Source organism: Rhodovulum viride (assembly GCF_003265965.1).
Classification (GTDB): Bacteria; Pseudomonadota; Alphaproteobacteria; order Rhodobacterales; family Rhodobacteraceae; genus Rhodovulum; species Rhodovulum kholense.
Genome location: NZ_MUAV01000005.1, coordinates 141732 through 154771 on the forward strand (window position 1 = coordinate 141732; position 13040 = coordinate 154771).

At 68.8% G+C, this 13040-nt stretch carries 11 protein-coding genes; 5 read left to right on the plus strand and 6 right to left on the minus strand.

Annotated features, from left to right (window positions below; genetic code table 11):
- Positions 1–5: 5 nt before the first annotated feature.
- The 3 genes from amaB to BYZ73_RS05930 are packed head-to-tail and all read right to left on the minus strand — an operon-like array spanning position 6 to position 4236.
- Entirely contained in the window at positions 6–1514 is a 1509-nt protein-coding gene (gene amaB, locus BYZ73_RS05920) for an L-piperidine-6-carboxylate dehydrogenase (protein WP_181497971.1), read from the minus strand.
- 58 nt (positions 1515–1572) lie between these two features.
- Positions 1573–2994 (minus strand): hypothetical protein, encoded by a 1422-nt coding sequence (locus BYZ73_RS05925; RefSeq protein ID WP_112315260.1) that lies wholly within the window; start codon positions 2992–2994, stop codon positions 1573–1575.
- 12 nt (positions 2995–3006) lie between these two features.
- The gene (locus BYZ73_RS05930; protein ID WP_245943062.1) at positions 3007–4236 is read right to left on the minus strand and encodes an NAD(P)/FAD-dependent oxidoreductase; all 1230 of its coding nucleotides are present in this window, start codon (positions 4234–4236) and stop codon (positions 3007–3009) included.
- A 254-nt stretch (positions 4237–4490) separates the two neighbouring features.
- Between BYZ73_RS05930 and selD the strand changes: the two genes are divergently transcribed.
- Positions 4491–5543: a selenide, water dikinase SelD gene (gene selD / locus BYZ73_RS05935; protein ID WP_112315262.1), complete on the plus strand. Its 1053-nt coding sequence runs from the start codon at positions 4491–4493 to the stop codon at positions 5541–5543.
- Positions 5544–5546: 3 nt separating this feature from the next.
- On the opposite strand, the gene BYZ73_RS05940 is transcribed toward selD, so the two are convergent.
- From BYZ73_RS05940 to BYZ73_RS05950, 3 genes are read right to left on the minus strand one after another with little or no spacing between them, the layout of a single operon-like run.
- Positions 5547–6062, minus strand: a complete 516-nt coding sequence (locus BYZ73_RS05940; protein WP_245943063.1) for an Lrp/AsnC family transcriptional regulator — start codon at positions 6060–6062, stop codon at positions 5547–5549.
- Entirely contained in the window at positions 6059–6919 is an 861-nt protein-coding gene (locus BYZ73_RS05945) for a VOC family protein (protein ID WP_112315263.1), read from the minus strand. The genes BYZ73_RS05940 and BYZ73_RS05945 overlap by 4 nt, the downstream gene beginning before the upstream one ends.
- Before the next feature lie 28 nt (positions 6920–6947).
- Entirely contained in the window at positions 6948–7670 is a 723-nt protein-coding gene (locus BYZ73_RS05950) for an SDR family oxidoreductase (protein ID WP_108025825.1), read from the minus strand.
- A 196-nt stretch (positions 7671–7866) separates the two neighbouring features.
- Between BYZ73_RS05950 and BYZ73_RS05955 the strand changes: the two genes are divergently transcribed.
- The 4 genes from BYZ73_RS05955 to BYZ73_RS05970 all read left to right on the plus strand — a co-directional run bounded on the left by BYZ73_RS05955 (position 7867) and on the right by BYZ73_RS05970 (position 13032).
- Positions 7867–9474 carry an ABC transporter substrate-binding protein gene (locus BYZ73_RS05955; RefSeq protein WP_108025955.1) on the plus strand — a complete coding sequence of 536 codons (1608 nt, stop codon included), beginning with the start codon at positions 7867–7869 and terminating at the stop codon, positions 9472–9474.
- A 65-nt stretch (positions 9475–9539) separates the two neighbouring features.
- Complete coding sequence (locus BYZ73_RS05960; protein ID WP_108025827.1) at positions 9540–10523, plus strand: ABC transporter permease; 984 nt, start codon at positions 9540–9542, stop codon at positions 10521–10523.
- Entirely contained in the window at positions 10520–11398 is an 879-nt protein-coding gene (locus tag BYZ73_RS05965; protein ID WP_108025829.1) for an ABC transporter permease, read from the plus strand. Before BYZ73_RS05960 ends, BYZ73_RS05965 begins: the two co-directional genes overlap by 4 nt.
- Positions 11395–13032 carry an ABC transporter ATP-binding protein gene (locus BYZ73_RS05970; protein WP_112315264.1) on the plus strand — a complete coding sequence of 546 codons (1638 nt, stop codon included), beginning with the start codon at positions 11395–11397 and terminating at the stop codon, positions 13030–13032. The genes BYZ73_RS05965 and BYZ73_RS05970 overlap by 4 nt, the downstream gene beginning before the upstream one ends.
- Positions 13033–13040 lie beyond the last annotated feature (8 nt).

A 13040-nucleotide genomic window follows, 5' to 3' on the forward strand; every position in this document is an offset into this window, starting at 1 on the left:
CCGCCTCAGATGTCGAAGACGACGCCCTGGGCCAGCGGCAGCTCGCGCGAATAGTTGATGGTGTTGGTGGCGCGGCGCATGTAGCCCTTCCAGGCGTCCGACCCGCTTTCGCGCCCGCCGCCGGTTTCCTTCTCGCCACCGAAGGCCCCGCCGATCTCGGCGCCCGACGTGCCGATATTGACGTTGGCGATGCCGCAATCGGACCCGCGGGCCGACAGGAACAGCTCCATCTCGCGCAGATCGGTGGTGAAGATCGAGGACGACAGCCCGGCGCCCACCGCGTTATGCGCCTCGATCGCCGCGTCGAGGTCGCTGTATTTCATCACGTAGAGGATGGGCGCGAAGGTTTCTTCCAGAACCGGGCCGGTCTGGTCGGGCATCTCGACCAGCGCGGGGCGGGCGTAGAAGGCGGTGTCGGGGCCGATGGCCACGCGCTCGCCGCCATGAACGGTTCCGCCCGCCGCGCGCGCGGCTTCCAGCGCGGACTGCATCGCCCGATAGGCGGCGCCGTCGATCAGGGGCCCGACCAGCGCCGCGGTCTCCAGCGGGTTGCCGACGGTGACCGAGCCATAGGCCCGGATCAGGCCGGGCACGAGCGCGTCATAGACATCCTCGTGCACGAAAAGCCGCCGCATCGTGGTACAGCGCTGTCCGGCCGTGCCCATCGCCCCAAAGGCCACCGCCCTCAGCGCCATGTCGAGATCGGCCGAGCGGCAGACGATGCCCGCATTGTTGCCCCCCAGTTCCAGGATCGCGCGGCCGAAGCGGGCCGCCACCTTCGGCCCGACGATCCGCCCCATCCGGGTCGAGCCGGTTGCCGAGACCAGTGCAACATCGGGGCTGTCGACCAGCGCCGCGCCGACCTCGGCGCCGCCGATCAGCACCTGCGCCAGCCCCTCGGGCGCCTCGCCGAACCGTGCAAGCGCGCGGTCGAGGATCGCCATCGACGCAAGCGCGGTCAGTGGGGTCTTTTCCGAGGGTTTCCAGATCACCGGATCGCCGCAGACCAGCGCCAGCGCCGTGTTCCAGGACCAGACCGCGACCGGAAAGTTGAAGGCCGAGATCACGCCGACCACCCCCAGCGGGTGCCAGGTTTCCATCATCCGGTGGCCGGGGCGCTCGGTCGCGATGGTCAGCCCGTAAAGCTGGCGCGAGAGGCCCACCGCGAAATCGCAGATGTCGATCATCTCCTGCACCTCGCCCGCGCCTTCCGAGGGGCTCTTGCCCGCCTCGATCGACACCAGACGGCCAAGCTCGGCCTTGGCCGCGCGCAATTCCTCGCCGAAAAGCCGGATCAGTTCGCCCCGCCTGGGCGCGGGCACCATGCGCCAGACCCGGAAGGCCGCCTTGGCGCGGGCGATGGCGGCGGCGGTCTCGTCGGCGGTCGCGGGTGCGGGATCGGCAATCGCTTCGCCGGTGATGGGCGAAAAGCTGGTCATGCCGCCGCCGGTAAAGGCGCCGCGCGCGATGCCAAGATGTGCCAGAAGCGCGTCGGTTTCGGTTTTCAGGGTCATTTGCGATCCTTCCTGCTGGGCTTGGGCCAAGGCCCCGGACCGGGGCACCGGGCCGGGCCTATTCGACGACATAGACAAGGGCGGTCATCGCCAGGGCGAGCGACATGGCGACCAGCGTGAAGCCCCGGTTGACCCTGAACGTCACATGATGGGGCGGGCGGTTCAATTGCCGACCGGTGATGATCGACATGGCCGAGATCGGCGAGGCCGAGATCGCCAGCGCCCAGGCCAGGCACAGCGCAAGCCCCAGCGCATAGGGGTGCTGGGCGCCGACCGGGCTGGCGCCGAACAGTTGCGCGGCCATCACCATGACGATGGAATGCGGGATCATCAGCGCGCCCGCGCCCGGGATCGCCAGCAGACAGGCGAGGATCACCGCAAGCGGCGGCAGGGACCCGCGCTCGATCAGTGCGTCGATGCCCATCGCCTGCGCCCCCTGGGCGACCGCCGCGCCGATCACGGCGGCGGCCAGGAAGATGGTGCTTTCGGTCGCCATGCCCTCGGAGGCGGCCGAGACCCGGGCCAGCGTGCCGCCGCCGGATCGGGGCAGGCCGCGCTCGATCCGGGGCCAGATCACGGCCAGAAGCGGCAGCACGATGCAGGCGGCAACGAGGAAACTGATGTCCAGCAGGCGGTGCAGGAGGATCGTTACGGCGACAAGCCCCGCCACGGCCGCCAGCACCGCGACCAGCGCGGCGGCCGATCCGGGCGGAGGGGCCTCGGCCGCCTGACCCGACGGCGCGTGCGCCTTTCGCGCGTCGAGAAGCGCGGTGCTGACCGCGATGGTCAGGGCCGCGGCCAGGGCCAGCGCCAGGAACAGCACCGGGTCGAGCGTGGGGATCGAACTGGTGACGATGGCAAAGCCCAGCCCGATGGGCGACCAGACCGTCATCATGAGCGTGCCGCGCAGCGCGGCCAGCGTCATCGCCCCGGTGTCGATCCGCCGCCGCCCCTCGGCCGCGCGGCGGGCATCGTGATCGGCTGCGATATCCGAGATCATGCCGATGGTGCCGATATTGAACAGCACCGAAATGGCTTGCGCGCCCAGACTGACCGCGAGGATCCGCACCCGCGCGGTATGGGCAAACAGCGCCTCGGCCGCCCGTCCGATGGCCTTCGAGCCGCGCACCGGCGCCCGGATCAGCGCCAGCGCCGTCAGGAAAGCCGAAAAGGCCGTGCCCTGCATCAGCGCGTGCCGCATTGCGGGCATCGCCTCGGGCAGCGCCATCGCCACCAGCGCGACCGACAGTGCGGCGGCGGCAAGAAAGATCCGCGCGATCCGCGACACCCGGCCCAGCCGCAACAGCGCCAGCGCCACCGCCGCGATGGCCGCGATGTCCAGAAGCGCGCCCGCGCCCGCCAGCCGTCCCCTGGCAAGCGTCCCCGCGATCAGCGCCGACAGCAGCAGGATCGAGAGGCTCCCCGCGGCGCGGGACAGAAGTTGGGGCGGGACCTGATGGGTCAGGTGCAGGCTTGGCATGTCTGGGTCTCGTCAGTGGTCGGATAGAAGGTGCAGGGCCACCGCACCGGCGCGGAAGACCAGCTCGCGCCCCCGGCGAAGCGGCGCGGGCGCGAGCCTCGAGACGGGTAGCGGCATCGCCTCGAGCGGCAGGTCGCCCGCGACATGGGCGGCGATGGCCTTGCCGAAGACGGTGCCGGGTGCGATGCCCCGGCCGTTATAGCCAGCCATGGCGATTGCATTCTCGCCCGGCAGGTGCAGGCGTGGCAGGTGATCGCCGGTCATGCCGATCCAGCCGAACCAGTGCGTTGCAAAGCCGATGCCCCTCAGCTGCGGAAAGATCCGGTGCATGGCGCGCAGCGCCCAGGCGCGATGGACCGCGAAATCGGGCGTGGCAAGCTGCCCGACCGACCCGAAGACCAGCCGTCCGTCGGCATCGAGCCGGAACGAGGACAGCACCTGCCGCGTATCCCAGCAGCCCTCGCCCCCCGGCAGGATCGTCGCGCGGATCTCGGGCGGCAGGGGCGGCGTCGCCATGTTGAAATAGGGCAGGCGGACCTGTTCGCGGCGCAGCCCGGCCGCGACCTGCCGGGTATAGACGTCGGTCGCCAGCACCAGCCATTTCGCGCGAACCTGACCGGCCGGGCTTCGGGCCACCCAGTCGCCCCCCTCGCGGACAATTCCGGTGGCCGGGCTTCGGGCGTGGATCACCGCGCCTGCGGCCATTGCGGCCCGGGCGAGCCCGCGGCCATAGGCCAGCGGCTGCACCGTGCCCGCGCGCCGGTCCCAAAGCGCCCCGGCATAGGACCCGCCGCCGATCCGGTGGTACGCCTCGGCGGCATCCAGCAGCTCGACGGGGGCGCCGCGTGCGCGCCATTGCCGGGCGCGCTCGGTCAGCTCGGCCAGCCCGGCCGCGCCGACCCCGCAATGCAGCGTGCCGTTCCGCACCGCCTCGCAGGCGATCCCGTGCCGCGCGATCAGGGCAAAGACCTCGGCCGGGGCGGACCCCAGAAGCTCCAGCAGCCGGGGGCCGTAGAGCGGACCCAGCGCCTTCGGCATCTGGTCGGGCAGGGTCCACATCCCGGCATTGACCAGCCCGACATTCCGGCCCGAGGCGCCAAAGCCGACCTCTGCCGCCTCAAGCACCACGGCCCGCAGGCCCGCCTCGGCCAGATGCAGCGCGGCCGACAGCCCGGTATAGCCCGCGCCGACGATCACGACATCGGCCTCGGCGGGCCCTGTCAGCGGGGGCGTGTCCGCCAAGGCCAGCGCGGGTGCGGTCTCTTGCCAAAGGCCATGGGAACGGGGGTGGTTCAGCATCTCGGGCTCCGGTCGAACGGCGCGGCGGGCAACCTCGTTCCCTCCGACATGCCCCAGCCGCGCGCGCGTTGCCAGTGCCGGATGCGCCAAAGGCGGCCCTCGGCCATCGGGGCCGACAGGCGCCGGTCCCGCTTTCCGTTGACAGCGGGACCCGGCGGGCGGTCCAATCGCAGGAACTGCCCGCAGGGAGACCCAGCATGACCGACGAGCCCGCGTTGATGTCCTTGGCCCATGGCGGCGGCTGCGGCTGCAAGATCGCGCCCGGGGTGCTGAGCGAGTTGCTGGCGAAAATGCCCGGCCTGCCGGTGCCGCCCGATCTGCTGATCGGTACCGCCAGTTCCGACGATGCCGCAGTCTACCGGCTGAACGACAGCCAGGCGCTGGTCGCGACCACGGATTTCTTCATGCCGGTGGTGAACGACCCCTATGATTTCGGCCGCATCGCCGCGACCAACGCGTTAAGCGACGTCTATGCCATGGGCGGGCGGCCGATACTGGCGCTGGCGCTTCTCGGCATGCCCATCGCCAAGCTTTCCACCAATACCATCGGCCGTATCCTCGAAGGCGGCGCCGCGGCCTGTGCGGCGGCGGGCATTCCGGTTGCGGGCGGGCACAGCATCGATTCGGTCGAGCCGATCTACGGGCTGGTGGCGCTGGGCCTCGTCCATCCCGACCGGGTCCGGGCCAATACCGGCGCACGGCCGGGCGATCTGCTGATCCTCGGCAAGCCGCTTGGCACCGGGGTCATGTCGGCCGCGCTGAAGAAGGGGCTGCTTGATGCGGGCGGCTATGCCCGGATGATCGACACGACGACGCGGCTGAACACGCCCGGCCCCGATCTGGCCGTGCTTGACGGCGTGCATGCGCTGACCGACGTGACCGGGTTCGGGCTGGCGGGCCATGCGCTGGAACTGGCACGTGGCGCGGGTTGCCGGGCGGTGCTGGACTGGGGCGCGGTGCCGGTGATGGACGGCGTGCGCGCGCTGCTGGCGGCGGGTTGCGCGACCGGTGCCTCGGGCCGGAACTGGCAGAGCTATGGCACAAGCGTCCTGTTGCCCGACGGGTTCGCCGAGGACGACCGCGCGCTTCTGACCGACCCGCAGACCAGCGGCGGGCTTCTGGTCAGCACGGCCCCCGATACGGCAGAGGCGGTGCTGGAGATCTTCGCCCGGCACGGCTTCGAGGCGGCCAGGCGGATCGGGCGGATCGAGGCCGCGGATGGCGCAGCCCCGGGGGTCGCGCTGACCTGAGCGTCACAGATAGCTGGTCGGCACGGCGGTGGTGAATTTCAGCTCTTCCATCGAGATCGAGGAATTGATCTGCGAAAAGTCGAGCCGCTCGATCATCGTCTTGTAGACCCGGTCATAGGTCGAGATATCGGGCACCACGACCTTGAGGATGTAGTCCGTCGCCCCGGTCAGCCGGTAGGCCTCGACGATCTCGGGGATGTCGTCGATCAGCGCGCGGAAGCTGTTCAGCCAGGACGCCTCGTGGCGGGGCGCGGTGATGCCGATGAAGACCGTCATGCCCACATTGGCGCGGGCATGATCGACGACCGCGACCCGGCCCTTGATCACGCCCGCCTCTTCCAGCCGCTTGATCCGCCGCCAGCAGGGGGTGGGGCTGAGTCCCACGATATCGGCCAGCGCGTTCACCGCCAGATCGGCGTCGCGCTGCAGGATCTCGAGGATCTTGCGGTCGATCTCGTCGAAATCGGGCATCTCTGCCGATTTCCGGTCCGCCCCGCGGGTCTTGCGGCTGGTGCTCATGCGGGACGGAACTCCAGCACTGCCCCGGCGCAATCGGCGGGCGCCAAAGCCAGACCGTCGGCGGTTTCGACCGGCGCGAGTCCGGCCCCGGCCAGGCAGGCTGCCGTCGCCGCCATGTCGTCGGACTTGAGCGCAAGCCCGGCAAATCCCTCGGTGGGCGCCGCAGACAGGTCGAGCCCGGGGAAGCGCGCGGCCAGAGCGGCCCCGGTCAGGCAGAGGATCGGCGCCGAATTCGGGCCGGTCTCGACCCTGGCCCCGCCGTCGATGGGCAGAACCGCTCCGGCGGCGAACAGCCGGGCCAGCCGGGCGGCGGCGGCCTCGGGATCGGCGCTTTGGGCGAATATCGCGGCCAGACCGCAGGCGCGGTTCGGATGGGTCAGAAGCTCGCGCAGCCAGACGGTTTCGCGGGTCTTGTGCTGGCACATGAAGACCAGACCGAAGGGCAGTTCGGCCTCGGCGTAGGGAAGGGTGGCGAAGGCCGCGGACGCGGTGCCGCCGCCCGGCAGCGGCACCGGGCGCTCGAAATGCCCGACCTCGCCGGTGGCGATCCCCAGCGCGTCGAGCGCGGTCTTGGCGGCGTCGGCATCGTCGATCCGGCAGGCGACCGCGCGCAGCCCCTCGCCCTCGCGCGCCAGAGCCTCGCGCCGGGGCGCGTTGCCCTCGGTGGGCGTCACGATGCCCAGCAGCTCCATGTAATCGGCGGGGAACATGAGGGTGTAGTTCGCCGTGCCCTTGGCCGCGCTGTGCAGGCCCTTGGGCGACAGCGTGAAGCCCAGGCGGCGGTAGGCCTCGGCCGACCGGTCGAGATCCTCGACCAGCAGAAAGACGTGATCGACGCCTTTTACGGGATGGCTCATCGGAAGCTCCTTCAGTTCAACGGGCGGGTCAGCGGGGCGCGCGCAGCACCGGCGCAAAGGTGATTTCATGGATCGCGACATTGGGGTTCATGCCCGCGACCTGCAGCGCCAGTGCCGCAACATCCTCGGGCTGGATCACCTCGGCCGCGCGGGCCGGGTCGAAGCCGGGCCGTCCGTTCAGCAGCGGCGTCGCCACCTCGCCCGGGCAAAGCGCGGTCGAGCGGATGCCGTTTTCGCCCTCCTGCGCGTTGAGGCTGGCGCTGAGATCGGTCAGCGCGTGTTTCGAGGCGCCATAGGGCACGCCCGCGACCGGCGCATGGAACCGCCCGGCCCAGGACGAGGTATGGATCATCACGCCGGATTTCTGCCGCCGCATCGGCCCCAGCGCCGCGGCGATGACATTCAGCGCGCCGGTCAGGTTGGTGGCGATCACCCGGTCCCAGCTGTCCCAGTCAAGCTCGTCCCAGCGCCGGAGCGGCACGTTCAGCCCTGCATTGTTGCACAGCACGTCGATCCGCCCCGCCCACTGGACGATCTCTTCGGCAATTGACAGAATGCGCGCCCGGTCGGTGACATCGCCGGCAAGGACCCGCAGCCGGTCGCCGGAGCCGCCAAGTTCCTCGGCCAGCGCGGTCAGGCGGTCCTCCGAACGCGCGGTCAGCGCGATGCGGTAGCCCGCCCCGGCGAAGGCCCGCGCCATGGCCGCGCCAATTCCGGAACCGGCGCCCGTGATCCAGACACAGTTCTGCATATTTGTTCACCCTCTCTGCGAATATGGGGGAATGTTTTCGCGCAGTATAGCCAAAAAGGTAGGATGTCCTTCCGAAAATCATCGTTGGGGCGCAAAATTTGCATTGACGTTGCTGTCGGGTTGCCGCTTTTTGGTCGGGCGGACGCTTCCGGGGCGCATGCCCGGATGGCAAGACCATAACAACAGGGATTTCGACATGATCACGACCAGCAGATCGGCCTGCGGATCGGCATGGGGCTGGCTTCTGGCCGGGGCTGCCGTCTCGGCCCTGGCGGGACCCGCCGCGGCACAGGAGCCGCGGCACGGCGGCACCGCCATCATCCACATGCCCTCGGAACAGCGCATCCTGAACCCCGCGCTACGGGCCTCGACCGGGGTCTACAACATCACCGGCAAGATCATGGAGCCGCTGATCGACAAGTCCTATGACGGCCCCGTGGGGGTGCTGGCGACGGACTGGTCCTCGACCGAGGACGGGCTGCACATCACCGTCAAGCTGCGCGAGGGCGTCAACTGGCACGACGGCGAGCCCTTCACCTGCGACGACGTCGCCTTCTCGGCGATGGAGCTGTGGAAGCCGCTGCTCAACTATTCCTCGACGCTGCAGCAGTACCTCGAGTCGGTCGACTGCACCGATCCCCATACGGCCGTGTTCAACTATTCCCAGCCGATGCCGCTGGACCTGTTCGTCGCGGCGATGCCCGATCTTGGCCATCCGGTGCCCAAGCATCTTTACGAGGGCACCGACATCATGCGGAACGAGCACAATACCGCGCCGGTCGGTACCGGGCCGTTCAAGTTCGTCGAGTACAAGCGCGGGCAATACGTGATCGCCGAGCGCAACGACGATTACTGGCGCGGCAAGGAATATCCCTATCTCGACCGCATCGTCTGGCGCTTCATCCCCGACAAGTCGGCGGCGGCGGCGGCCATCGAGGCGGGCGAGATCCACGAGTCGGGCTTCAACGGCGTCTCGATGGCCGATATCGAGCGGTTCTCGAAGATGGACGGCTTCGATGTCGGGACCCAAGGCTACGAGAACAACGTCGCCCACTCGACCGTCGAGTTCAATCACCGCAACCCGATCCTCGCCGATCTTAAGGTGCGGCAGGCGATCTATCACGGGCTCGACATCGACTATGCGATCAAGACCATCATGCGCGGCTATGCCAAGCCGGGCCGGGGTCCGATCCCGTCCGCCGGCGGCGCGAACTACACCGATGACGTGACCACCTATGCCTACGATCCCGAGCTGGCCAAGAAGATGCTGGACGAGGCCGGCTATCCCGAAGGTCCCGACGGCATCCGGTTCAAGCTGCGCCACCGGCCTGCGCCCTGGGGCGAATATACCCAGCTCTGGGCCGAGTATTTCGCCCAGGCGATGAAGGAGATCGGCATCGAGGTCGAGATCCTGACCAATGACGCGCCGGGCTTCCTGAACGGGGTCTATCGCGACCACGATTTCGACACCGCGAACGGCTGGCACCAGTTCCGGTCGGACCCGGCCGTGTCGACCATGGTCTGGCTGCGCTCGGGCTCGCCGGCGGGAACGCCCTGGTCGAACCAGTTCGGCTGGCAGTCCGACGAGATGGACCGGATGATCGACGAGGCCCAGGCGGAGCTCGATCCCGACCAGCGGGCCGCGGACTATCACGCGATCCAGAAGCTCGCGATGGAAGAGATCCCGGTGATCTTCGCGATCGAGCATCCCTTCATCTCGGTCACCTCGCAGAAGCTGCACAACCACCACAACACCCCGCGCTGGAACTCGTCGAGCTGGTACGATCTCTGGCTCGAGAAGTGATCCGATGACCCCGGGTCCGGGCGGCGCGACCGTCCGGGCCTGGCCCCCCTTCCGGAACCCCCGACATGCAACTGACCCAAGTCCTTTCCTATGCGCTGCGGCGGCTTTTGCAGGCCGTGCCGGTGGTGATCCTGATCATGGTGGGCACCTTCCTGCTGCTGAAGCTGGCGCCCGGCGATACCGTCGATGCGCTGGTCGGCGACATGGGTGGCGCCGATGCCGCCTATATCGCGCGGCTGCGCGCCGAATACGGGCTGGACCAGCCGGTCTGGGTCCAGCTCGGACGCTACATGGCCAAGCTGATCCAGTTCGATTTCGGCTGGTCCTTCGTCTACGAACAGCCGGTAGCGGCGATCCTGTGGGAACGGCTGGGCACCACGCTGATGCTGATGGGCACCTCCCTTTCGCTGGCGTTCTCGATCGGCGTGGGCCTCGGCGCCATCGCCGCCCGGCGCGCCTATTCGCTGACCGACAACGCGATCTCGACGCTGGGGCTGATCTTCTACGCGACGCCCAGCTTCTTTCTGTCGCTGATGATGATCCTCTTGTTCTCGGTCAAGCTGGGCTGGCTGCCGGTCAGCGGGCTGAGCGATGTCGCGGCCTTCTATACCGGCTGGGACCATGTGCTTGACGTCGCGCTGCACCTGATCATGCCGACTGCGGCGCTGTCGCTGATCTACCTGTCCTTCTATCTGCGGCTGATGCGGGCCAGCGTGCTTGAGGTTGCCGATCTGGACTTCGTGCGGACCGCGCGGGCCAAGGGCGCGGGCGAGACCCGGCTGATGATCCATCACATCATGCGCAACGCGCTTCTGCCGGTGGTCACGCTGCTGGGGCTGCAATTCTCGACCGTGCTGGGCGGCTCGGTGGTGGTCGAGACCATCTTCGCGCTGCCGGGCCTCGGCCAGCTGGCCTATCAGTCGGTGATCCAGCGCGACATGAACATGCTGATGGGCATCATCTTCCTCTGCGCGATCATCGTCGTCATCGTGAACTTCCTCACCGACCTGCTGTACGCCCGCCTCGATTCAAGGATCGCCCTGAAATGACCGCCGCGACCACCGACCTGCCGCGCGCCGAACCCGCCCCCGCCGTCGCGCTCTGGCGCCGTTTCGCCCGCAACCGCGCCGCCCTGCTGGGGCTGGTGCTGTTCGGGGCCGTGCTCGTGATGGCCGCGACGGCCGGGCTGATCGAGCCCACCGACCCGCTCCGCCGCGCGGGAGACCCGCTGACGAAGCCCTTCACCGACTGGGCCGTGCCGCTTGGCACCGATCAGCTCGGCCGCGATATCCTGGCCCAGCTGTTCCACGGGGCGCGGATCTCGCTGCTGGTCGGCGTTCTGGCGACACTGCTGTCGATTGCCATCGGGGTTGTCGTGGGCGCGCTGGCGGGCTTCTTCGGCGGCTGGGTCGACGACGTGCTGATGCGCGTGACCGAGGCCTTCCAGACCATCCCCAACTTCGTGCTTTTGCTGGCGCTGGTGGCGATCCTGGGGTCATCCATCGAATATATCACGCTGGCCATCGCCATCGTGTCCTGGACCGCGCCCGCGCGGATGGTGCGGGCCGAGTTCCTGTCGCTGCGCAGCCGCGAATTCGTCGATGCGGCGCGCAATCTGGGCGTCTCGAACGGGGCGCTGATCTTTCGCGAGATCCTGCCCAACGCGCTGCCGCCGGTGATCGTCTACGCCTCGGTCATCATGGCGCTGTCGATCCTTCTGGAAAGCGCGCTGGCCTTTCTGGGGCTCGGCGATCCCAACCATGCCAGCTGGGGCAACATGATCGGGCAGGGCCGCGCGGTGTTGCGCACCGACTGGTACTGCGCCGTCATTCCCGGCATCGCCATCGTGCTGACGGTGCTGTCCTTCTCGCTTCTGGGCGAGGGGCTGAACGACGCGCTCAATCCGAGGCAGAAGAAACAATGACCGATCCCGTTCTCGACATCCGTGGCCTCAGGATCGCCCTGCCCAAGGGGGCAGACCGGCCCTTTGCGCTGTCGGGCCTGGACCTGAGCGTGAACCCCGGCGAGATCGTCTGCCTGGTCGGCGAAAGCGGGTCCGGCAAGTCGCTGACCGCGGGCGCGATCATGCGGCTTCTGCCCGAACCCCATGTCCGCGTCGCCGACGGTTCGATCCGTTTCGAGGGGCAGGACCTGCTGGCCCTGTCCGAGCGCGAGATGAAACAGATCCGCGGCGACCGCATCGCCCAGATCTTCCAGGAGCCGATGACCGCGCTGAACCCGCAGAAGACCGTGGGCTGGCAGATCGACGAGGTGCTGCGGCTGCACACCGGGCTGGGCCGCAAGGCGCGGCGCGCCCGCGTGCTGGAACTGCTCGATCTGGTGCATATCCCGGACCCCCGGTCGGTCTATCATGCCTATCCGCATCAGGTTTCGGGCGGGCAGCGGCAGCGGGTGATGATCGCCATGGCGCTGGCCTGCGAGCCGAAACTGATCATCGCCGACGAGCCGACCACGGCGCTCGATGTCACCACGCAGCTGCAGATCCTCAAGCTGATCCGCGAGCTGCAGGAAAAGGAAGGCGCGGGCATTCTGTTCATCACCCACGATTTCGGCGTGGTGGCCGAGATTGCCGACCGGGTGGTGGTGCTGAGCAAGGGCGAGATGGTCGAACAGGGCACCGCGGCCGAGGTGCTGAACCGGCCGAAACATCACTATACCCGCGCGCTGATCGGCGCGATCCCGGCACTGGTGCCGCCGCGCCCGCGCGATTTCCGGGATGCGCCGGTGGTCCTGAGGGCCGAGGGACTGGTCAAGACCTTCGCCGCGCGCGGCAGCCTGATTTCGGGCAAGCGCGCGCCGGTGACGGCGGTCGACAACCTGTCCTTCACCTTGCGCCGGGGCGAGACGCTGGGCGTCGTCGGCGAAAGCGGATCGGGCAAGACCACCGTGTCGCGGATCGTGACCCGGCTGCTGGAATCCGATTGCGGCGCGGTCGAGGTCGCCGGCACCGACCTGCTGGCCTGCTCGCCCCGCGAGCTGCGCGAGATGCGGCGCCATATCCAGATGGTGTTCCAGGACCCTATGGCCTCGCTGAACCCGCGCAAGCGGGTCGAGGATCTGATCGCCCAGGGGCCCATCGTCCATGGCGCCGACCCGAAGGCCGCCCGCGCCCGCGCGCGCGAATTGCTGGAACTCGTGGAACTCTCGCCCGCCGCCGCCACGCGCTATCCGCATGAATTCTCGGGCGGGCAGCGCCAGCGGATCGGCATCGCAAGGGCGCTGGCGATGGAGCCCAAGGTGATCGTTGCCGACGAACCCGTCTCGGCGCTTGACGTCTCGGTGCAGGCGCAGGTGCTGAAGCTTCTGGCCGACCTGCGCGACCGGCTCGACCTGTCGGTTCTTTTCGTGACCCACGACCTGAGGGTCGCGGCCCAGCTGTGCGATCGGGTGATCGTGATGCAGAAGGGCCGGATCGTCGAGACCGGCGTCACTGCCGAGCTTTTTGCCGCGCCGAGCCATCCCTATACGCAACAGCTTCTGGCCTCGATACCGGGTCGCGGCTGGACGCCGCCCGACCTGGCAACGGACGCCGCCTGAAGGACCTT